The following is a 21,368-nucleotide window of genomic DNA, read 5'->3' as shown; positions in this document are numbered from 1 at the left end:
GTTTTCGAGCGAAGCGGAACCGGCCGAAGCTCTGCAGACGGTGCGGGAGAGGGTGCGATGGCGGCGGAACTGACGGCGCAAGACGACGCCCGAACGATCGAGACGACGACCGAGAGCTTTCGCGCCGACGTCCTCGAGGCGTCTCTGCGCCAGCCCGTGCTCGTCGATTTTTGGGCGCCCTGGTGCGAGCCCTGCAAGCAGCTCGCGCCCGCCCTCGAGCGCGCGGTGAAAGCCGCCGGCGGGCGCGTCAAGCTCGTCAAGATGAATATCGACCAGCATCCAGAGGTCGCTGGACAGCTCGGCGTCAAATCCATTCCCGCCGTCGTCGCCTTTCAGCGCGGACGGCCGGCGGACGGCTTCGTCGGCGCGCTGCCGGAGAAGCAGCTGCGCGGCTTCATCGAGCGCCTCGCCGGCCCGCTGGAGGACGAGGGAACCGACGATTTCCTCACCGCCGAGGCGCTGATCGGCGAGGGCCAGCTCGAGGCCGCCGAGGCGATCTTGGCTCAGCTCGTCGCGCATCAGCCCCCTTACACGAAAGCGGCGGCCGAGCTCGTCCGACTCTATGTCGAGCAGGAGCGCCTCGCCGACGCGCAAGCGCTGCTCGACGGCCTGCCCGACCCCATCCGCGCCGATTCTCTGGTCGCCGCCGCGGCGGCGTCGCTGGAGAATGCGCTCGCCGCCTCCGATCTCGGCGAGATCGACGAGCTGCAAAAACGCGTCGCCTTCGATCCCGACGATCTGCAGGCGCGCTTCGATCTCGCCCTCGCGCTCAACGCCAAAGGCAAGCGCGACGAGGCTGCAACGGCGCTCCTTGACATCATCCGAAAGGACCGTAGTTGGAGCGACGACGGGGCGAGGAAGCAGCTCATCCAGTTCTTCGACGCCTGGGGACCGCTCGACAAAGCGACCATAGGCGCCAGGCGACGCCTGTCGTCGCTGCTGTTCTCATGATGTGAGCGCGTTTTCTCGAGGAGCAGCGGCGACCGCCGCCGACCGCCATGAGCGTCAATCATCCCTATAAAGACACGAGCGCCCTGCCCGTCGTCATTCCCGTTTTCCCGCTGACGCGCGCGCTGCTGCTGCCGCGCGGCGAGCTGCCGCTGAACATATTCGAGCCGCGCTATCTGGCCATGGTCGACGACGCCATCGCCTCGCAACGCGTCATCGGCATGATTCAGCCGCTGCCCGGCCAGGACGAGCGCGAGCAGACGCCCGCGCTGCACAAGATCGGCTGCGCCGGCCGCATCACGCGCTTCTCCGAGACCGGCGACGGCCGCTATCTCATCTCGCTCACCGGCATAGCGCGCTTCCGCATAGAGGAGGAGCTGCCGACGACGCTGGCCTATCGCAGCTGCCGGGTCAGCTATGACGACTTCCTCGTCGATCTCGAGCCCGGCGCCGGCGAGGACAATGTCGATCGCACCGGGATGATCCGCATGCTGCGCGAGTTCGCCGACGGCTCGCAGCTCGACGTCGACTGGACCAGCATAGACGCCGCCCCCAATGAGGCGCTGGTCAATGCGCTGGCCATGATGAGCCCCTTCGGCGCCAGCGAGAAGCAGGCGCTGCTGGAGGCCGTCGACCTGCGCTCGCGCGCCGAGATTCTGGTGGCGCTGGCCGAACTCGATCTGGCGCAGAACAGCGACGATCCGCCGCAATTCCATTAGAGACTTTTTCCGCCGCTGCGGCATATAGCGAGATAGTTTTTACCTCAACCGGGCCGCGGCCGAGGCTGCCTGCGGCGTTTTCCAGAAAGCCCCGGTGTTCCCGAGGCCCCGCGGCTCGCAGCAGAAAGGCGTCACGATGAGCGACAAATCCGACAAGCCCGCGCATGAGGGCGAGGACGCGTCCGAGGCGACGAAGGTCGATCCGCGCCTTCTCGAAATTCTGGTCTGCCCTCTCACCAAATCGACGCTCGAATATGATTCCGAGCGCCAGGAGCTGATCTCACGCTCCGCGCGGCTCGCCTATCCGATCCGCGACGGCATCCCCATCATGCTGCCGGAGGAGGCCAGGCCGGTCGACTGACCCGATGGACGCGCTCAACCCCACGCGCGAGCTGCTCGCGCTTCTCGATCTCGAGCCGATCGGCCCGGACGCCTATCGCGGCTACAGCCGGTGCAAGAATGCGCGCGTCTATGGCGGGCAGGTGGTGGGCCAGGCGCTGGTCGCCGCGCAGCGCAGCGTGCCGGCAGACCGCCCCGCCCATTCCCTGCACGCCTATTTCCTGCTCGGCGGAGACCCGCACGAGCCGATCGACTTTTTCGTCACCCGGCTGCGCGACGGCAAGAGCTTCACGACGCGGCGCTGCGAGGCGAAGCAGCGCGGGCGGACCATTTTCTCGATGGAGGCCTCGTTCCATATCGAGGAGCCGGGTCTAGAGCACGCCGTTCCCGCGCCGGCGGCGCCGCCGCCCGAGACGCTGCCGACGAAAAACGCGCTGGCCGAGCGTTTCGCCGATTTTCTCCCGCTCGCGGCCACGCAATGCATCGCCGGATCGCCGTCGGTCGATATACGCGTGATCGATCCGAGCGCCTTTTTTTTGAACAATGCCGCGGCGGATGCTCGACAATTCATCTGGTTCAGAATCGCCGACCGCATCGGCGACGAGATCGGCCTGCATCAGGCGCTGCTCGCCTATCTTTCCGACATGACGCTGCTCAACACGGCGCTGGTGCGGCACGGCCGCTCGATCTTCGACGAACGCCTGCAGGTGGCGAGCCTCGATCACGCTTTGTGGTTCCATCGCCCCTTCCGCGCCGACGAATGGCTGCTCTACACGCAGGACAGCCCCACCGCAGCCGGAGCGCGCACGCTCACGCGGGGAATGATTTTCTCCTTTGACGGACGCCTCGTCGCCTCCGTGGCGCAGGAGGGCCTGATCCGCGATCATTCATCCGAAACTCGAGCAGCGGATTGATGATTTTATAGGCGCCTGCCGCCTTTTTGCAGGCGCCTGCGCTTTCTGCGGCGTTCCGGCCCCTCTCCGCAACCGCCGGCGCAAATCCTTTTCGCAGCAGGCCCTGCGCTTCCTGCGGCGCTTCGCCACGGACTTGATTTTTTTTGCAGTTCTTTTCCAATTCGTGTCGCGCCGCGAGAGCGCGCCAGAGATGGCACGGCATTTGATGGTTCTGCGGCATGAGCACAACGGTGCTCATCATGGCCATCGCCGCATTGGGCGCCGTCTCGCGACGCGAGCAGTCATAGCCATGAAGGTCTAAAACAACAGGATAGGCAGATGAAAATCGTGACAGCGATCATCAAGCCCTTCAAGCTCGATGAGGTCCGTGACGCGCTGACGAACATCGGCGTCCACGGACTCACCGTGACGGAAGTCAAGGGATACGGGCGCCAGAAGGGTCATACCGAGATCTACCGCGGCGCGGAATACGCCGTCAGCTTCCTTCCGAAGCTGAAAATCGAGGTCGCCGTGACGTCCGAGCTCGTCGCCAAGGCCATCGAAGCGATCACGACCGCCGCCCATACCGGCCAAATCGGCGACGGCAAGATTTTCGTCCTTCCCCTCGAGCAGACGATCCGCATCCGCACCGGCGAGCGCGACGCCGACGCGCTCTGACCCACTCTCGAAAAATCACCAGGAGTTCCAAATGAGACTTCGTCTGCCTCGGAGCCTGTCTGCGGCTTCGACTTTCGTCGGCGCGGCGATCGCCGTGGGCCTCGCCGATCCCGCCTTCGCCGCCGGCAACGCGCCCGTTCCCAACCCCGGCGACACGGCCTGGGTGCTCGTCTCGTCGGCGCTGGTGCTGCTGATGTCGATCCCCGGCCTCGCGCTGTTCTACGGCGGCCTGGTGCGCTCGAAGAACATGCTCTCCGTCCTCACGCAGACCTTCGCCATCGTGGCGCTGGTCGGCGTCGTCTGGACGCTCTACGGCTATTCGCTCGCCTTCGGCGACGGCGGCTCGCTCAACGCCTACATCGGCGGCTTCAACAAGCTGTTCCTGAAGGGCGTCGACGCCTCCTCCAACGCGCCGACCTTCACCCCCGGCCACGTCATTCCCGAATACGCCTATTTCGTGTTCCAGATGACATTCGCCATGATCACGCCGGCGCTCATCATCGGCGCCTTCGCCGAGCGCATCAAATTCTCGGCGGCCTTCGTGTTCGTGCTGCTGTGGGTGACGTTCATCTACTTCCCGGTCGCGCATTGGGTGTGGGGCGTCGCCGATCCGAACGCGCTCGTCGACGCGGCCACCAAGCTCGCCGCCGCCACGACGGATGAAGCCAAGACCGCCGCTCAGGGCGAGATCGACAGCCTCTCGGCCTCTGTCGGCTGGATCGCCGGCGGCCTCGCTCCTTGGATGAAGGGCGTCGGCGCGCTGGACTTCGCCGGCGGCACCGTCGTTCACATCAACGCGGGCATCGCCGGCTTCGTCGGCGCGCTGATCCTCGGCAAGCGCATCGGCTATGGCAAGGAGGCCTTGCCGCCTCACTCGCTGACGCTGTCCATGGTCGGCGCCTCGCTGCTGTGGGTGGGCTGGTTCGGCTTCAACGCCGGCTCCAACCTCGAGGCCAATGGCACGACGGCGCTCGCCTTCGTCAACACCATGGTGGCGACCGCCGCGGCGGCGCTCTCCTGGCTGCTGACGGAATGGGCGCTCAAGGGCAAGCCCTCGCTGCTCGGCCTCATCTCGGGCGCCGTCGCCGGCCTCGTCGCCGTGACCCCGGCCTCCGGCTTCGCCGGTCCGATCGGCTCCATCGCGCTCGGCTTCATCGTCTCGCCGATCAGCCTGTTCTTCGTCTCCAAGGTGAAGAACTTCTTCGGCTATGACGACTCGCTCGATGTGTTCGGCGTGCACGCCATCGGCGGCATCACCGGCGCTCTGGCCACCGGCATTCTGGTGAGCCCGGACTTCGGCGGCGTCGGCATCACCGACTACACCAACATCGGCGAGAATTTCGCCGGCAAATACGATCTCGTGCAGCAGATGATCTCGCAGGCGACCGCCGTCGGCGCGACCATCCTCTACTCCGGCATCGGCTCGGCGATCCTCTACAAGATCGTCGATGTGGTGATCGGCCTGCGCGTCGCTCCCGATCAGGAGCGCGAGGGCCTGGACATCGCCGATCACGGCGAGCGCGCCTACAACTACTGAGACCTCGGTCTCGCGAAAGCAGAACGGCGTCCCTCGGGGCGCCGTTTTTGTTTGTGGGCCTGCAGGCACGCGCGACATCGCGCTCAGATTCGTTTCGTCATCATCCAGCCGCCGAAGAGGAAGGTCTGATAGAAGCGGATGGGCGCGCCGAAGCCCGCCTCGCGCAGCAATTCGAGCAATTCGCCCTCGGAAACGAAGGCGATGTCACTCTCGATATGGGCGCGATCCTTCTCCAGTTCCGGCGCAGCGGCTCCATGGGACGCGTAGGACGCCAGCCATGCGTCCAGCAGCGTGCCGAATTCGCTCGAAGCTCTGTCACCGAAAAGGTCGGCGAGGAGGAACGATCCTCCAGGCTTCAGCAGCGACGAGATCGCGCGGAAATAAGCGAGCTTCTCCTCCCGCCCCGCGATGAAGTGGGACACGAAGATGGACGAGGCCGCGTTGAAGGACGTCGCCGATCGAAACTCCTGCACACGCCCCTGGAAATAGGCGACGCGCTCCGCCATGCCCGCGGCGGCGACACGGTTGCGGCAAGCCGTCGTCATATCGCTCGAGACGTCGACCGCAGTGAAGCGCCAAAGAGGAAAGCGGCGGCCAAGAGCGAGAATCTCGGCGCCCGTTCCAGCGCCGGCGGAGAGAAATTCGGCGCGCTCCGGCAGGCGCGAGAGCCAAGCCGCTGTCATGTGATGCAACGCGTCATAGCTCGGACAGAACGATCGAATGCGCCGATCGTATCGCGTCGCGGAAGCCTCGTCGAAATGCGCCGCCGCATCGAATGCGTCGCCGGGCCGTGACATGAAAATCCCTTATCTAAATCGGCGCGCGAGCGCTAACCGCCCACGACGCGCGCCACCACCTTCGCCGTGTAATCCACCATGGGCACGATGCGCGCATAATTGAGCCGCGTCGGGCCGATGATGCCGAGCGCGCCGACGATGCGCTTATTGCCGTCGCGCAAAGGCGCGGCGATCATCGAGGAGCCGGAGAGCGAGAACAGCCGGTTTTCCGAGCCGATGAAGATGCGCACGCCCTCCCCCGTCTCGGCGCGCTCCAGGAGATCGATGACCTCGGTCTTGGTCTCGAGGTCGGAGAAGAGGAGGCGGATGCGCTCGAGATCGGCCATCGCCGTCAAATCCTCGAGCAGATTGGCTTGGCCGCGCACGATCAGCTGGCGATGCTCCGCCCCCGCCCCGCCCCAGCTGGCGAGCCCGGCGTCGACGAGCCGCGCGGTCAATTCGTCGAGCTCGGTCTGCGCGGCCTTGCGCGCATCCTCTATTTCCGTGCGGACCTGGCCGAGGGTGAGGCCACGAATGCGCGCGTTGAGATAATTGGCGGCTTCGATCAGCGAAGAGGCCGGCAAATCGCGCGGCACCTGCAGCACGCGGTTTTCGACCGAGCCGTCCTCGCCGACGAGAATGGCCAGCGCGCGCTCCGGCTCGAGGCGCACGAATTCGATCTGCTTCAGCCGAGCATTGTCCTTGCTCGTCACCACGACGGCGGCGCCGCGAGTGAGGCCGGAGAGCAGGCTCGTCGCCTCCGCCAGCACGCCTTCGAGATCATGGTCCTTGGAGGCGGCCTCGACCTGCGCCTCGATCTGCGCGCGCTCATCCTCGGCGACATCGCCGATCTGCAGCAGAGAATCGACGAAAAAGCGCAGGCCGAGCTCGGTGGGCAGACGGCCAGCGCTGGTGTGCGGCGCATAGACGAGGCCGAGTTCCTCCAAATCCTGCATCACATTGCGCACCGAGGCCGGCGACAGCGCCATGGGCAGCAGCCGCGACAGCTGGCGCGAGCCGACGGGATCGCCGCTCGACAGATAGGTGTCGACGATCTGGCGAAAGATTTCGCGCGGCCGATCGCCGAGATTGGCGAAGCTCTGCGCGCCGGCGGGAGGGATCGAATGGCCCATGCGGATCATGACGGAAGAATGGCGCCTCGGCGGCGCGGGTCAAGCCCGGTCTGCGCGAAGGAGCGAAGGGATTTCAAATAGGCGCTCCGCGCCATGCCGGCGACAGCGTCAACCGATATCCGACGGGATATGCCGAGCGAGGTCCATGGCGTCATGCAGGATGCGCAGCACTTCGACGACCCTCCCCTCCGCCCTGCGATACATGATGAAATGCCGTCCGCGGCGACCGCGCCGCGCCAAATGGAGCGTACGAAGCCCCGGAAGGATTTCGTCGCGCGCTAGGCTACCCGCCACATTCGGTCCTTGCGTCAGCTCGGCGAGGGCGTCCATGAGCGTCGCTTTATAAATCGCCATCTGACGCGACCCGAAGGTCTCCGCCGTATATTGCAGAATGCGCAGAAAATCGCGCTCCGCCTCGGCGCCGAGGCGGATGCGCCAAGGCGCCTCGGTCACTTTTCCACGGCCTCGGAAGCGGCGAGCGCGTCGAGATGGGCGAGAAGCGCGGAGGCGTCCACGAATTCTTTGAACTCCGCGCGATCGAAAGCCGAAGCGCCGTCTCGCGCTGCGCTGCGCAGAGCCTCGAGCTTGCGCGCCTCCTCGATCTCACGGCTCTCGACGAGGCGCAGGCCTTCCCGCAGCACCTCGCTCGCATTCTGATAGCGGCCGCTCTGAACGAGCGCCTCGATCAAGCTTTCCTGCCTCTCGGTGAGAACGACGTTGCGGGTCGGCATGACGGACTCCTCGCTTTTCATAATCATAGTGTCCTTTGGCATATTATGCCAGCGCGAGCCGCGCGGGATGGCGAGCGGAGCCGACGCCCTATCTCTCCTGGATATGATTTTAGGCGGGGCGGGCGCGATGCGAGACGAAATCCTCGTCGATCTGGCCTTGCAGGGCGGCGGCGCGCATGGCGCCTTCACCTGGGGCGTAATCGATCGGCTGATCGAGGAGCCGTGGCTGCGCATAGACGGGGTCTCCGGCACTTCGGCCGGGGCGATGAACGCCGCCGCGCTGATCCACGGGTTCTCGCAGGGCGGCGTCGAAGGCGCCCGCGCGGCGATGGAGGAGTTCTGGCGGCGCGTCGCCGCCGCGGCGCGGTTCAGCCCTTTGCAGCGCAGCCCGCTGGATATGCTGCTCGGCCGCTGGACGCTCGACAATTCTCCGGCCTTTCTCGCCATGGATTTGTCCTCGCGGCTGGTCTCGCCCTATGACCTCAACCCTGCCGGCGCCAATCCGCTGCGCGATATATTGTGCGAGACCATCGATTTCGAGCGTCTGGCGCGCTCGCCGATCAAGCTCTTCGTGACGGCGACCAATGTGCGCACCGGCCGCGCGCGCGTCTTTCGCAACGCCGATCTTTCCGCCGAGGCGCTGCTCGCCTCCGCCTGCCTGCCGACCATGTTCCAGGCGATCGAAATCGACGGCGAGGCCTATTGGGATGGCGGCTACGCCGGCAATCCGACCATCACGCCGCTCGTGCGCGAATGCGCGTCGAAGGACACGATTTTGGTGCAGGTCAATCCGATCGAGCGAAAGGAGACGCCACGCAGCGCGATCGACATATTGAACCGGCTGAACGAGATTTCCTTCAACTCGCCGCTGCTGAAAGAGCTGCGCATGATCGCGCTGCTGCGCGAGGTCGCCGATCCCGGCCATAGCGAGGGCGCGCGCTGGGCCTCCATGCGCATTCACGCCATCGCGACGGACTTGGCCGCGGAGCTGTCGGCCTCCTCCAAGCTGATCGCCGAATGGGATTTCCTGCTGATGCTGCGCGAGGAAGGACGGCGCCGCGCGGAGGCGTTTCTCGAGCGCAATGGCGATGAGCTGGGCAAGCGCTCGAGCTTCGATCTCACAGCGATGCTGGATTATGTCTGATCGTCGAGAATGCGAGCCTGAAGGCTCGCGGTCCAGGGCGCGCGTCGGACCGCGCGCCTTCAGGCTCGCATCTTCGCGCCGATGAGCGCCGGCGCGAGAGCGGCGAGATTGGCGCGATAGGCGTCGAGCGAGAAATGCGCGTCATAGAAGCGGCGCATCTCGCTCGCCGCGCGTTGCGCCTCGCTCGGAACGCGCGCATCGGCCGCCGCGGCCTTCAACGCGCGCGCGAAATCTTCCGCGCTGTCGGCGATCGTCACATCGGCGAAGCGCGCGAGATCGACATGCATTCCGCGAAAAGCGTGGCTCGTCGAGAGAAGCGGCAGGCCGCTCGCCAGCGCCTCCACCGTCTTGATGGAGAGGCCATGGCCGCTGATCGTCGGCAGCAGCACGAGCCGCGCCGTCGCATAGGCGGCGCCGGGATCGTCGACGCGGCCGACGAAGGATGCGCGATGCGCGGCGTAGAGCGCGGGGTCGCGCGCCTTCACGCCGGCGTCGACATTGCCGACGATGCGCAAATGCGGAATGCGCGTATCGCCGAGAACCTCGCGCAGGAACCAGCAGACGCTATCGACATTGGCGCTGTTGTTGCTGGCGACGAGTAGAATATCCTCGCCGCCGGGGCCGAGCGGCGCTTCCGGCGCGCTCGGATAGAGCAGCGCATGGTCTTTCTCGGGCAGAAGCGCGCGGAAATCATCATATTCCTGCGCGTTGAGATGCAGCAGAAGATCGGCGCCGCGCATCAGCTCCAGCTCGCGGGCGAGCATTTGCTCATAGGTCACGCGCGGCGGCAGCCAGGGCATGTGCTCGTTCATCAGCGCGAATTGGCGCGCCTGCAGATCATGACTGTCGAGCATTATGGGCGCGCCGCGCGCGAGGCGCTTCGCCGCCGACATCAGGAAGAAATGATTGCAATGCACGAGATCGAAGCGCCGATCCATGAGGCCCAGCGCCAGCTCCGCGCGCTCGGCCACGCCGGCGCGAATAATGGCCTGATCGCCATGCAGATAAGGCCACAGAACATCGCGCAGAAAGCGCGGCGTCGCGAAAGCGTGGAAAGGCGCGCCGCCGAACCAGCGCTCGCCCCGCGAGAGCTCGGGCGTCGCCTCGACGAAAGCGCGCCAGCGCCAGGCGCGCTCCGGCGTGAAGCCCGGCATGTCGCAAATGGCGACCGGCGCGACGCGGGCGCCGAGCGCGCGATAGGCGGCGACCTGCCCCAGCACGACGCGATATGTGCCGCAGGAATGCCAGGCCGGATGCACAATGGCGACATGACGCCCGGCGAGCGGCCGAGAAGCTGTGTCTTTCATCGCGCGAGCAACGGCGCCGCCGTCTCGTGCAAGGCGCGCGCATAGGCGGCGGGGCTGAACATATCGTCATAGAGGCGGCGCGTGTCGGAGACTTCGCGCGCGCCCGCGTCGCGACGCTGGCCGATCTCGCGCAGGGCGGCGGCGAAATCGGCGGCCTCATCGGCGAGAATGACATTGCCGAGCCGCTCGGGATCGATGGCCATGCCGCGAAAGGCTCGGCGCGTGGCGATGAGCGGCGCGCCGCTCGCCATCGCCTCCACCGCCTTCACCGAAAGGCCGTGACCTTCGACTGTCGGCAGCAGCACGCAGGCGGCCTGCGCATAGACCGCGCCGATATCGTCGACGCGCCCCTTGAACAGCGCGCGATGGGACTCGAAGAGCGATTTGTCGAGGCGCTTCACGCCGGAATCGATGTTGCCGTAGATTTCCACCTCGACGCCAGGGGCGAGCGGCGCGACCTCGCGCAGAAACCAGCGCAGGCTGACGAAATTTCCGTAATTGTCGCTGGCGACGATGATGATGCGATCGCCGCCCGGCCCGCAGGGAACCGGCGCGATGGCGGGATAGACGAGACGATGGCGCGCCTGCGGCAGCAGACGGGCGAACTCCGCCCGCTCCTCCTCATTGAGGTGTATGCAGAGATCCGCCGCGCGCATCCACTCCAGCTCTATCGACAGCATGTCGTCGTAGGACACATAGGGCGGCAGGAAGAAGCCGCCTTGGTTGCGCAGAATATACTGACGCGCCTGGATATCCTGCGTCTCGACCATGACCGGGACATTTCGCCCGCGAAGCAGTCGAGCAACAAAAGGCAGGGTGAAGTAATGATTCGCATGCACGAGATCGACATTCTCGTCTGCGAGGCCCGCAGGAAGATCGACGAGCTTGGCGAGCTCGACGAGCCAGGTCGCCTGATCGCCATGGATCAGCCGCCACCACGCGTGAGCGAGAAAGGACGGCGATAGGGCGGCGAGCCGGCTCGGACCACAGAAATAGCGCTTGTCGGCCGGCAGATCGGCGGAGGCGGCGAAATAGGCCTCCCAGCGCGGCCCATGCGGCGGACGCGGGGCTGGCGCGTCCATCAGAGCGACGGAGATCGTCCGCGCTCCGAGCGCGCGATAGGCCTCGAGCTGGCTGACATTGACCTGATAGCTGCCGCAGGAATGCCAGGCGGCGTGAATCACCGCGACCGTTTTCCCGGCGAGCGGTCCTGCGGCGACGGAAGCGTCGTTGGAAACCAGCTGCTCTATCGCCCCCTCCCGTTCCCCGCGACTTTAGGACGCACAGCGCGCTGGCGCCCTCCCCTTCAAGGGGAGGTGGAAACGCCTCTTCCTGCGCGGTTCCGCAGTTTCCGACGCCGGCGCCGTCCGCCCGCCCCGCTTGCCCTGCGACGGCGTTTCCAAGTAGACGGGGTATATGAGCCTTCGACCCGCAAATCCAGATTTTTCCCCGCTACGCGCCGCCTCGGACCAGAGCGGGGCCGCGGCCGGCAAGCGCTATGGGATCGCCATCGTCGGCAATGACAAGATCATCGACTGGCTGCTTCCCTTCCTCGAGAGCTATGCGCAGACCAACGCGCATCTGCCGCTCTATCTCGTCCCCTATGACGAGAATGTCGCGCAGACGCGCCGCGCGGCGGACATATACGGCGCCCATTTCATCGAGGAGGTTCCCGAGGCGATCGACCGGCTCGCGGCCGAGCTCTATCCCGGCCCCTTCAATGGCAATCGCCGCCGGCTGCGCAAGCTGCAGGCCCTCGCCCTGCCGCTGGACGAGGTCGCCTATGTCGATGTCGATGTGGTGCTCTATCGCGATTTCTCGCCCATTTTCGGCCGGCTCGAGGCCAAGAAGACGGAATTCATCGTCGCCTCGCCGAGCTTCGAATATGTCTACAACGAGAAGAAGGCGAACTACCCCTTCCTGCGCGACGCGCTGCTGTTCAATGACGGTTTCTGGGTCACGTCCAACCAATATTTGAAGCTCGACCATTTCATCGAGACGATGCGCGAGGACGCCAAGCTCTTCCATGAGGTGCGCAAGCGCGGGCAGCTCTTCGCCCAGCCGCTGGTGAATTTCGTAACGCATCGGCGCGGGCTCGCCATCACGCTTTTGCCGCATTGCGTCGAGCGCGCCTCGCATGAGAGCTTCTATCAGGCGCCCGGAATCACCTTCGCCGACGGCAAGCCGCTCGATCCCGACGGCAAGGAGATCTACTTCTGCCATTGGGCGGGAGCGACCGCCCTCCCCTCGACGGGCGTTTTCGACGCCTCGTGGAAGGAGTTTTCCAAAGCCGCCTGGGCGAAATTTCGCAAATAGGCCGAATTCCGCTATGAGACTCTCGTGCGGCGGCGGCCCTCCCTCCGGGACGGGCCATTCTCGACGCGCGGAACAGGACCAATGCCTCGCCTACTCTTTCTCTATCTCGCACGGCGCATCCTGTTCACCACGCTCGTCGTCCAGCTCGCGCTCATCGTGCCGGTCGTGCTCTCCTATCTGCTCTACACGCTGACGCCGGCGGCGATTCGCGCCGGCCTGCTGGCCCCGGCGCTCATCGGCACCATGCCGACGGTCGGCTTCATCACCCTGCCCATGGCCATAGGCGTCGCCACGGCGCTCGAATTCGCGCGAATGTCCAATGAGGGCATGATCGCCGTGCTCTATGCGCTGCGGCTGTCCGTATGGTCCATCTGTCGGCCGGCGGTCGTCTGCGCCGGCGCGCTGGTCGTGCTCGGCTACGGGCTCGCCAATCTCATGGCTCCCTATTACGCCAGCGGCTTGCAGGACGTCATCAATGTGGTGCGCAACTCGCTCAATCACCGCATGCTGGACGCGGCGCATTTCTACACTTTCGACAATGGCGTGAAGACGCTCTACCTCCAGCGCTGGGAGTCGCCGGACATAGCCGTCAATCTCTTCGTGCGGCAGATCTCCATCGAGAAGCGCCAGGAGGAGACGATCACCGCGGCGCGCGCAGAGTTCCGTCGCCAGCCCTCCGGCGTCGTGGTGGCGCTGTCCAACGGCAGCATTCAGACCAAGCCCTTCGACACGGACGAGGTCCGCATCGCCAATTTCGACGAATATGCGATGGCGCTGCCGATGCAGGGCAGCGAATCGCTGCCGCCGCGCAATTGGCGCGGCGTCTATGAGCTGACCTTGCCGGAATTCATCGCCAATTGGCAGACCGCCAAGCTCGACCGCCGCCAGGCTGGCGAATGGATGGCGGAGGCGGCCAAGCGCTTCGGCGTGCCGTCGCTCGCCATTGCGCATACGCTGCTCGCCATGGCGCTGGTCTTGACCTTCGGCAATGTCACCGGACGACGCGGCGGCATGAGCTCGCTGGTCATCATCGCCATTCCGGCGGTGCATATCCTCTTTCTGGTGGCGCTCGAATCGCTGCTGCGCGCCGACGCCCGCTTCGCTTTCCTTCTGGGAGGAGCGGCGGCGCTCGAGGTCGGCGTATCGATCCTGCTGATCTACCGGCGCAACAGAAGCACCAGCCCGATGCGCAAGCTCTCGGCCTTCGAGACCATCGCCGCAGCCGAGCCGCAGACTGTCGCGGCCTGACCAACCTTCGTCCATAGCGAGGAGCGAAGCGGCGATCCTGGGGGCCGCCCTCGTCTCCTGGATTGCTTCACATCGCTCGCGATAACGACATCACGCCGCGGCGAGCACCACCTCGCGATAATGGGGGATGACGACATCCGGCGCGCCGGTCTCGCGCACCGCGCCCTCGTCGATCCAGATCACGCGGTCGCAGAGATCGCCGAGAAAGCGCAGATCGTGCGAGACCATCAAAATGGTCCCTTTCTTGGCGAAATCGGCGATGAAGGCCTCGCATTTGGCCTGGAAAACCTCATCGCCGACCGACAGCGCCTCATCGACGATGAGAATGTCGGCGTCGGCGTTGGCGCAAATGGCGAAAGCGACGCGCGCCACCATGCCGCTGGAATAGAGCCGCATGGGCTGATCGAAGAACGCCCCGATATCGGCGAATTCGGCGATGGCCGGCAGGCGCTTCTCCACCTCCTTGCGCTTCAATCCGAGGATCGCGCCGCCGATCATGGCGTTCTCGCGTCCGGTGAGCAGGCCGTCGAAGCCCGAGCCCAGCGCCAGAATCGGCGCCACGCGGCCCTTGACCTCGAAGGAGCCGCGCGTCGGCCGCGTGATGCCGCACAGAATTTGCAGCAGCGTCGTCTTGCCCGCGCCATTGCGGCCGATAATGCCGACCTTCTCGCCCTTGCCGACCTCGAAGCCTATGTCGTGGAGCACCCAATGCTCCTGATAGAACTTCTTCCACAGGCCGAAGAGGATCTGCTTCAGCTGGTCGTTGCGGTGCAGATAGAGCTGGAACGCCTTGCCGACGCCGTCGCAGCGGATGATGGGTTCAGATGACATCGACGATGACCGATTTGTAGCGCATGAAGAACTGATAGCCGAACAGGAATATCCCGTAAGACACCAGGGCCAGCGCGACATAAGCGATGGGGTTGGGCAGGACGCCGTCGAGCGCCACGCCGCGCAGCATCTCTATATAGTCGCCGACGAGATTGAGGCGCAGCCAGATCGAAATATGCGACGGCATCTGATCGAGCCGATAGAAGATCGGCGTCGCGAACATCAGCACCGGCACGACCGACACCATGATATGCGCCACATCGCGGGTGAAGGCGCCGAGCGCCATCAGAAACCAGACGACGCCGAGCATGAAGCAGGCGAAGGGCAGAATCAGCAGCGGCGCGAAGAAAATCGTCATCGGCAATTCGCCGGCCGTCAGCAGGCGGAAAATCACATAGACGCCGAGGCTGATGCCGCCATAGACGAAGGAGCGAATCGTCGCCACCCAGGCGATCGTCTCGCTGGGGAAGATCGATTTCTTCACAAAGGTCACATGCTCGTGCAGCAGGCCCGGCGCGCGATAGGCGAGCTCGCTGAACACATTGAAGACGATGAGCCCGATGAAGATGCCGGCGGCGTAATCGCTGGTGCTCATGCCCGCCGACAATTGCGGAACCGTTATGGAAAACAAAACGGTATAGGTCAGCAGCATGATCAGCGGGGCGAGCACGGCCCAGAGCGGCCCGAGCACGGAGCCGCGGAATCTGGAGGTCAGCTCCCGCCGCACCACGGCGCGGATGAGCTCCCTATGGTGCCAGGCCCGCTCGAAGGGAGCGACATAGGCGATGGGCGGTATCTGAGCGAGCGACAGGCCGAACCTCCTTCGATCGAATACGGCGGCGCAGCCGCATAGACCAGCTCGGCGCCGCCTCTGTCAACGGTCGGGCGCCGGGCGGGCCGGATCGACCCGGCTCCGCCTCGACAGGGTCGACCTCGGCTTGACGCGCCGCCGCGCCGTTCCTACTCTTTCGACAAAGTTTCAATTCGAAAGGAAAGCCATGTCTGCCGCGACCGTCAAAGTCTCCGATGCGAGCTTCGAAGCCGAGGTTCTGAAATCCGACCAGCCGGTCGTCGTGGATTTCTGGGCCGAATGGTGCGGCCCCTGCCGCACCATCGCGCCGGCGCTCGAGGAGATCGCCACCGAGCTCAAGGACAAGCTCAAGATCGTCAAGCTCAATGTCGACGAGAACCCCAATGTCGCCGGCATGCTGGGCATTCGCTCCATCCCGACGCTCATCATCTTCAAGGACGGCAAGGCCGCCTCGCAGAAGGTGGGCGCCGCGCCCAAGGGCGAATTGCTGCGCTGGATCAACGGCGCTATATAAGCGCTCGACGTAGCGGGAGTGAAGGCGTAAATCCTCCGGGCATGACCCTCTCGGATCTCGCGCCTTCCCTCCAATTCTCCCCGCAGGAGCTGACGGCGATCGCCCTCAGCCTGAAGGTCGCGGGGACGGCGACCGTCTTCTCGCTGCCGCTCGCTGTCTTCGTCGCCTATGCGCTGGCGCGCTGGCGCTTCCCTGGCCATGCGGCGCTGAACGCCTTCATTCATCTGCCGCTGGTCATGCCGCCGGTCGTCACCGGCTTCGCCCTGCTGCTGCTGCTCGGCCGCAAGACGCCGCTCGGCCATTTTCTCGCGGAATATTTCGGCGTCGTCTTCGCCTTTCGCTGGACCGGCGCGGCGCTGGCCGCCGCCGTGATGAGCTTTCCGCTGATGATCCGCCCGATTCGCCTCTCCTTCGAGAGCATAGACGAACGGCTGGCGCTGGCCTCGCGCTCACTGGGCGCCGATCCGCTGTGGACCTTCTTTCTGGTGACGCTGCCACTGGCGGCGCCCGGCGTCATCGTCGGCTCGATTCTCGGCTTCGCCAAGGCGCTCGGCGAGTTCGGCGCCACCATCACCTTCGTCTCCAACATTCCCGGCGAGACGCAGACGATTCCCTCCGCCATCTACAGCTTCACCCAGACGCCGGACGGCGACGCCGACGCGCTGCGGCTCGCCGCCGTCTCGGCGACGATCGCCGTGGCCGCGCTCGTCGTCTCGGAGATCTTGCAAAAACGCGCCGATGCGACGCGAGCCGGCAAATGATCGGCGTCGACATAAAATTGCGCCGGGGCGATTTCACCCTCGCCGCCGCCTTCACCTCCAAAGCCCGCATTCTCGCGTTGCATGGCCCGTCCGGCTCCGGCAAGACGACGCTCGCCCATCTCGTCGCCGGCCTCGCCGCGCCGGACGAGGGCCATATCGTCGTCAATGGCGCGCTTCTCGTCGATACGGCGCAGCGTCTCTTCGTGCCGCCGGAGAAGCGCCGGATCGGTCTCGTATTTCAGGATGCGCTGCTGTTTCCGCATTTCGACGTGAAGACGAATATTCTGTTCGGCCGCTTCTTCACGCCCAAGGCGGAGCGCCGCGTGCCCTTCGACGCCGTCGTCGAGACGCTCGGCGTCGCGCATCTGCTGCGCCGCCGCGCCGGCGCGCTCTCGGGCGGCGAGCGGCAGCGCGTCGGCCTCGCCCGCGCCCTGCTCTGCTCGCCACGCCTTTTGGTGATGGACGAGCCCATGGCCTCGCTCGACTATGACCGGCGCCAGGAGATTATGACGCTGATCGAGCGGCTGCGCGACGAGTTCTCGATTCCGATCCTGCTCGTGTCTCACGCGGCCGACGAGATATTGCGCCTCGCCGACGAGGTGATCTCGCTCGAGCGCGGCGGCATCGTCGCGCAAGGCCTGCCCTCGGAGACGCTCGCCGCCGCGAGCCGGCATACGGAAGGCGGTCGCTTCTCGGTGGTCAGCGCGCTGGTGGCGCATGTCGGCGACTATGATCCGCGCTATGGCGTGACGCGGCTCGCGCATCCCTCGGGCGAGATCGTCGTCGCTGCGCATGTCGCCAATGGCGACCGGCAGGTGCGCGCGCTCGTCAACGCGACCGATGTCGCGCTCGCCTACCGCAAGCCGGAGAACACCAGCATACGCACCGTGCTTCTCGGCCGTATCGTCGCGATCGACGAGGATGCGAGCCCGCTCGCCTTCGTGCGGCTCGAGCTCGAAGGCGGCGATCGGCTCATCTCGGCGACGACGCGGCTCTCTGTCGCCGAGATGAATCTGAGCGTCGGCGCGCAAGTCTATGCGCTGGTGAAATCGGTGGCGCTCGACGAGAGAGCGCTCCGCGCGAATGCGTGACGCATTGTCGTAAGCGGCCCCTCCCACGGGCTTGCGAGATCACGAGCCGCGCAATACGATGACGCGCATACATTCTATCCATTTTTCGCTGCAGGAGAAACGATGTCAGACCTGGAGAGGCCCAGGAGCGACAGCGCCGCGCAAGCGTGGCCGAGCATCGTCAAATGGGATTTTGGTCAATCGAGGCAGAGTTTCCGACTGGCTCTTTCCCTGCGAACGACAATTATCGTCTATTGCTGCCTCGCGGTCGGTGGAGTTTTCCTCGGCAGGAATTGGTCCGTGATCGAAAGCCGGCTCGGACTCTGGGAGTTCGACGACGGGTTCCGCGCTTGGCTCCATCCCATCGCTTGGACGCGTGGAGACAAAAGCTTCATCCGAGGCGAACGCGAGATACGAGCGCGACATTTCACAGATGCTCTGTCGGCCTATGAAGACGCACTCGCCGCATTCGGCGAAGCAGGCGCCGAAAAGAGACAAGCCGATGCGCTGGTCCGCATCGGCTTTTCGGAATATGGACGCGGACATTACGACGACGCGCGCACGTCTTTTCGTAAGGCTCTGCAGAGCTACGCCAAGGTCGATAATCCGCTCGGGCGCTCCAACGCTTGGCTCGGCGTCGGTGAGGTCGAGCGTCTTCTCGAGCATGACGAAGCTGCGCGAACCGCCTATCGCGAGGCCGCACGTTTCGCTGCCCTGTCTCAGCAATCTCTCGCGAGAGGTAACGCTCATTTGGGCATCGGGCGCATAGAGGCGCGGTCGGGACTCGAAGAGGATGCGAAGGCCGCGTATCGAGAGGCGCTGACGTCGTTCGAAATGGCGAAGAACCTATCAGGGCAGGCGAGCGCATGGGCCAGCCTCGGTGAGCTGCACCGCCGCCACGGACGCGCCGATGCGGCCCACGAGGCCGATGAGAAAGCATTGGCGCTCTATCAAAAAGCCGATGATCGGCTGGGACAGGCCACGACATTGTACAACATCGGGGAATTCGCCGCCGAACTGCGGCGAGACGACGAGGCCCGCATCGCCTATCGCAGCGCGTTGTCTGTATATAGTTTGATCGGCGAACGCTTGGGCCAAGCGAATACGCTCTTCCGGCTCGGTGAGATCGAACGCTCGAATGGAAACGACGAGAAGGCGCGCGCCTTCCATCGCGACGCCCTGGCGCTCTATGAACAGATCGACTCGCGGCGTGGGAAAGCCAACGCTCTCCATGCTCTTGGAGCGATCGAGGCTCACTCCGGGCGCGAGGCGGAGGCCCGCTCCGCCTTTCGGGAGGCTCTGACGCTCTTCGAGCAGTCCGGCGACCAGCTTTGGCAGGCGATCGCTCTGAACGATCTCGGCGCATCGGAGGCGCGATCTGGCCATAAGTCAGAAGCGCGCGCCGCTTTTCTCGCCGCAGCAATGCGATTTTACGCGGCCGGCAAGAAGGATCGCGCAGATGCGGCGCAGAAATCGGCTACGGGGCTGGAGCAAATCACGCCGCGCCGACGACGATGATCCCGGCATGAAATTCGACGCCGCTCGGAACGTCTCTCCGCGATCGGAACGCGGCGCGCTCTAACTGGAACAATAGGAATTCGTTAGCTCTTTCATTTAGATGTTTGTTAAGACCTCCATGCGATTTTCAAAACCGCGAAGCCTCCGATAAGGGATCGCTTCGTATTCGCGCCGAACAGGACAGATGATCTGTCCGCCGCCGGCCCGGCACAGGAATCTCGAGCCCCGTTCGGCTCGCGGGTCTCCGCCGGAGGCACGGCCAAGCGCGACGGTGTTCTCCAAACCTTCGTGAACCAAGGCACAGCCGCCGGAGCGATCGCTCGCGCGTCCTCGCTGCGTCCTGCGCTCACGCCCGATGCGGACCGAGCGCGCTCGGGCCGAGAACCGTCACGCCGTCACACTTTCGTTTCTTCGTAAACAGCTTCATTGGAAGCGGAGCGCCCGATGACCTCGATCTTCACCTCTCTCACCGCCACTCAGGTTGCCGGGCTCACCACGACCATCATATCCAATCTGACGACGACGGACATAGCGGCGCTCAACACCACGCAGACGGCGGCGCTCAAATCGACGCAGCTCAACGCGCTCAACTCGACCGATCTCCAATATTTCGCGCAGACGCAGATCGCGGCGCTCTCGGCCAACGCCATCGCCGGCCTCTCGCTCGCGCAGATCGGCAATTTGACGACGACGCAGGCCGACCAATTCACCGCCACTCAGGTCGCGGCGCTCACCACCTCGCAGATCGGCGCGCTCACCTCGACAGAGCTGCAAGGCTGGGACGGCACGCAGCTCGGCGCGCTCACCTCCACGCAGATCGGCAAGCTCACCACCACGGCGATCAGCAATCTCTCGACGACGCAAATCTCGACGTTGAGCCAGACGCAGGTCCGCGGCCTCACCACCTCGCAGCTCAATGCGCTGACCACCGCCGATCTCATCGCGGTCAATCTCGCCAATCTGACCACCTCGCAGATCGCCGGCCTCGACGGCGCCGCGGCCGGCAATCTCTCCACCACTCAGGCGGAAAACCTCACATCCTCGCAGATCGGCGCCTTGTCGGCGACGGCTTTCGCCGGCCTCTCGTCCACGGAAGTCCAAGCCTGGAGCACCACCCAGCTCGCCGGCCTCACCGCGACGCAGCTGGGCAAGCTCACCACCACAGCGCTGTCGAACCTCTCCACCACGCAGGTCACCGACCTGACCTCGACGCAGGTCCGCGGCCTCACCGCAACGCAGATCGGCGGCCTCTCCGCCTCCTATCTCGACGCCATCGACGCCGGAGACTTCTCGACCTCACAGATCGGCGCGCTCGACGCCACCGTCACCGGCAATCTCTCCACGACCCAGGTCGGCAATCTCACCTCCACTCAGATCGGATCGCTCTCCGCCACCGCCTTCGGCGCGCTGACCTCCACCGAGGTGCAGGCCTTCACCTCCACCCAGCTCGCCGGCCTCACCGCAACGCAGATCGGCAAGCTCACCACCACAGCATTGTCGAACCTCTCCACGACCCAGGTCACTGATCTGACCTCGACGCAGGTCCGCGGCCTCACCGCAACGCAGATCGGCGGCCTCTCCGCCTCCTATCTCGACGCCATCGACGCTGGCGACTTCTCGACCAGCCAGATCGGCGCGCTCGACGCAACCGTCACCGGCAATCTCTCCACGACCCAGGTCGGCAATCTCTCCGCAGCGCAGATCGGATCGCTCTCCGCTACCGCCTTCGGCGCGCTGACCTCCACCGAAGTGCAGGCCTTCACCTCCACCCAGCTCGCCGGCCTCACCGCAACGCAGCTCGGCAAGCTCACCACAACCGCTCTGTCGAACCTCTCCACCACGCAGGTCACCGACCTGACCTCGACGCAGGTCCGCGGCCTCACCGCGACGCAGATCGGCGGCCTCTCCGCCTCCTATCTCGACGCCATCGACGCCGGAGACTTCTCGACCAGCCAGATCGCCGCGCTCGACGCAACCGTCACCGGCAATCTCTCGACGACCCAGGTCGGCAATCTCACCTCCACCCAGATCGGATCGCTCTCCGCCACCGCCTTCGGCGCGCTGACCTCCACCGAAGTGCAGGCCTTCACCTCC

22 protein-coding genes are annotated in these 21,368 nt (G+C 65.2%); 14 read left to right on the top strand and 8 right to left on the bottom strand.

What is annotated here, in order from left to right:
* Positions 1-57: 57 nt before the first annotated feature.
* From METLW4_RS0104120 to METLW4_RS0104095, 6 genes are all read left to right on the top strand, one after another.
* Positions 58-951: a thioredoxin family protein gene (locus METLW4_RS0104120; RefSeq protein WP_018264935.1), complete on the top strand. Its 894-nt coding sequence runs from the start codon at positions 58-60 to the stop codon at positions 949-951.
* Positions 952-998: 47 nt separating this feature from the next.
* On the top strand, positions 999-1,667 hold the full coding sequence (locus METLW4_RS0104115) for an LON peptidase substrate-binding domain-containing protein (RefSeq protein WP_018264934.1): 669 nt from the start codon (positions 999-1,001) through the stop codon (positions 1,665-1,667).
* 136 nt (positions 1,668-1,803) lie between these two features.
* Positions 1,804-2,028, top strand: coding sequence for a Trm112 family protein (locus METLW4_RS0104110; protein ID WP_018264933.1), 225 nt, complete (start codon positions 1,804-1,806; stop codon positions 2,026-2,028).
* A 4-nt stretch (positions 2,029-2,032) separates the two neighbouring features.
* A complete protein-coding gene (locus METLW4_RS0104105; RefSeq protein ID WP_018264932.1) occupies positions 2,033-2,920 on the top strand; it encodes an acyl-CoA thioesterase in 888 nt (295 codons plus the stop codon).
* Between the two features lie 318 nt (positions 2,921-3,238).
* Positions 3,239-3,577 carry a P-II family nitrogen regulator gene (locus tag METLW4_RS0104100; protein ID WP_003610684.1) on the top strand — a complete coding sequence of 113 codons (339 nt, stop codon included), beginning with the start codon at positions 3,239-3,241 and terminating at the stop codon, positions 3,575-3,577.
* Between the two features lie 31 nt (positions 3,578-3,608).
* Entirely contained in the window at positions 3,609-5,114 is a 1,506-nt protein-coding gene (locus METLW4_RS0104095; RefSeq protein WP_018264931.1) for an ammonium transporter, read from the top strand.
* Positions 5,115-5,197: 83 nt separating this feature from the next.
* On the opposite strand, the gene METLW4_RS0104090 is transcribed toward METLW4_RS0104095, so the two are convergent.
* The 4 genes from METLW4_RS0104090 to METLW4_RS0104075 form a co-directional block, all read right to left on the bottom strand.
* Positions 5,198-5,911, bottom strand: a complete 714-nt coding sequence (locus METLW4_RS0104090; RefSeq protein ID WP_018264930.1) for an SAM-dependent methyltransferase — start codon at positions 5,909-5,911, stop codon at positions 5,198-5,200.
* A 32-nt stretch (positions 5,912-5,943) separates the two neighbouring features.
* Entirely contained in the window at positions 5,944-7,032 is a 1,089-nt protein-coding gene (gene hrcA, locus METLW4_RS0104085) for a heat-inducible transcriptional repressor HrcA (protein ID WP_018264929.1), read from the bottom strand.
* 99 nt (positions 7,033-7,131) lie between these two features.
* Positions 7,132-7,476 (bottom strand): type II toxin-antitoxin system RelE/ParE family toxin, encoded by a 345-nt coding sequence (locus tag METLW4_RS0104080; protein ID WP_018264928.1) that lies wholly within the window; start codon positions 7,474-7,476, stop codon positions 7,132-7,134.
* Complete coding sequence (locus tag METLW4_RS0104075) at positions 7,473-7,754, bottom strand: type II toxin-antitoxin system ParD family antitoxin (RefSeq protein WP_043332161.1); 282 nt, start codon at positions 7,752-7,754, stop codon at positions 7,473-7,475. Before METLW4_RS0104075 ends, METLW4_RS0104080 begins: the two co-directional genes overlap by 4 nt.
* 103 nt (positions 7,755-7,857) lie before the next feature.
* Here METLW4_RS0104075 and METLW4_RS0104070 point away from each other — a divergent pair, with 103 nt between their 5' ends.
* Positions 7,858-8,898 (top strand): patatin-like phospholipase family protein, encoded by a 1,041-nt coding sequence (locus tag METLW4_RS0104070; protein WP_018264926.1) that lies wholly within the window; start codon positions 7,858-7,860, stop codon positions 8,896-8,898.
* Between the two features lie 59 nt (positions 8,899-8,957).
* Here the strand turns inward: METLW4_RS0104070 and METLW4_RS0104065 are convergent, their stop codons facing one another.
* On the bottom strand, positions 8,958-10,205 hold the full coding sequence (locus tag METLW4_RS0104065; RefSeq protein ID WP_018264925.1) for a glycosyltransferase: 1,248 nt from the start codon (positions 10,203-10,205) through the stop codon (positions 8,958-8,960).
* Positions 10,202-11,389 carry a glycosyltransferase gene (locus METLW4_RS0104060; RefSeq protein WP_018264924.1) on the bottom strand — a complete coding sequence of 396 codons (1,188 nt, stop codon included), beginning with the start codon at positions 11,387-11,389 and terminating at the stop codon, positions 10,202-10,204. Before METLW4_RS0104060 ends, METLW4_RS0104065 begins: the two co-directional genes overlap by 4 nt.
* Positions 11,390-11,621: 232 nt before the next feature.
* On the opposite strand from METLW4_RS0104060, the gene METLW4_RS0104055 reads away from it, so the two are divergent.
* Together METLW4_RS0104055 and METLW4_RS0104050 are read left to right on the top strand one after the other, a co-directional pair.
* Entirely contained in the window at positions 11,622-12,521 is a 900-nt protein-coding gene (locus METLW4_RS0104055; RefSeq protein WP_018264923.1) for a hypothetical protein, read from the top strand.
* A gap of 81 nt (positions 12,522-12,602) precedes the next feature.
* Positions 12,603-13,769 (top strand): LptF/LptG family permease, encoded by a 1,167-nt coding sequence (locus tag METLW4_RS0104050; protein ID WP_018264922.1) that lies wholly within the window; start codon positions 12,603-12,605, stop codon positions 13,767-13,769.
* A 90-nt stretch (positions 13,770-13,859) separates the two neighbouring features.
* Here the strand turns inward: METLW4_RS0104050 and METLW4_RS23955 are convergent, their stop codons facing one another.
* A complete protein-coding gene (locus tag METLW4_RS23955) occupies positions 13,860-14,600 on the bottom strand; it encodes an ABC transporter ATP-binding protein (RefSeq protein WP_018264921.1) in 741 nt (246 codons plus the stop codon).
* Positions 14,590-15,387: an ABC transporter permease gene (locus tag METLW4_RS0104040; RefSeq protein ID WP_371212328.1), complete on the bottom strand. Its 798-nt coding sequence runs from the start codon at positions 15,385-15,387 to the stop codon at positions 14,590-14,592. Before METLW4_RS0104040 ends, METLW4_RS23955 begins: the two co-directional genes overlap by 11 nt.
* 211 nt (positions 15,388-15,598) lie before the next feature.
* Here METLW4_RS0104040 and trxA point away from each other — a divergent pair, with 211 nt between their 5' ends.
* The 5 genes from trxA to METLW4_RS0104015 all read left to right on the top strand — a co-directional run.
* Positions 15,599-15,925, top strand: coding sequence for a thioredoxin (gene trxA / locus METLW4_RS0104035; protein ID WP_018264919.1), 327 nt, complete (start codon positions 15,599-15,601; stop codon positions 15,923-15,925).
* A gap of 41 nt (positions 15,926-15,966) precedes the next feature.
* Positions 15,967-16,686, top strand: coding sequence for a molybdate ABC transporter permease subunit (gene modB, locus METLW4_RS0104030; RefSeq protein WP_018264918.1), 720 nt, complete (start codon positions 15,967-15,969; stop codon positions 16,684-16,686).
* Entirely contained in the window at positions 16,683-17,777 is a 1,095-nt protein-coding gene (gene modC / locus METLW4_RS0104025; RefSeq protein WP_018264917.1) for a molybdenum ABC transporter ATP-binding protein, read from the top strand. The genes modB and modC overlap by 4 nt, the downstream gene beginning before the upstream one ends.
* A gap of 102 nt (positions 17,778-17,879) precedes the next feature.
* Positions 17,880-19,274 (top strand): tetratricopeptide repeat protein, encoded by a 1,395-nt coding sequence (locus METLW4_RS28870; protein WP_083919214.1) that lies wholly within the window; start codon positions 17,880-17,882, stop codon positions 19,272-19,274.
* Between the two features lie 444 nt (positions 19,275-19,718).
* The coding region (locus METLW4_RS0104015) for a beta strand repeat-containing protein (RefSeq protein WP_026191225.1) at positions 19,719-21,368 on the top strand (1,650 nt) is incomplete at its 3' end.

This window comes from Methylosinus sp. LW4 (assembly GCF_000379125.1).
Classification (GTDB): domain Bacteria; phylum Pseudomonadota; class Alphaproteobacteria; order Rhizobiales; family Beijerinckiaceae; genus Methylosinus.
This window is presented reverse-complemented; position numbering and strand designations above follow the sequence as displayed.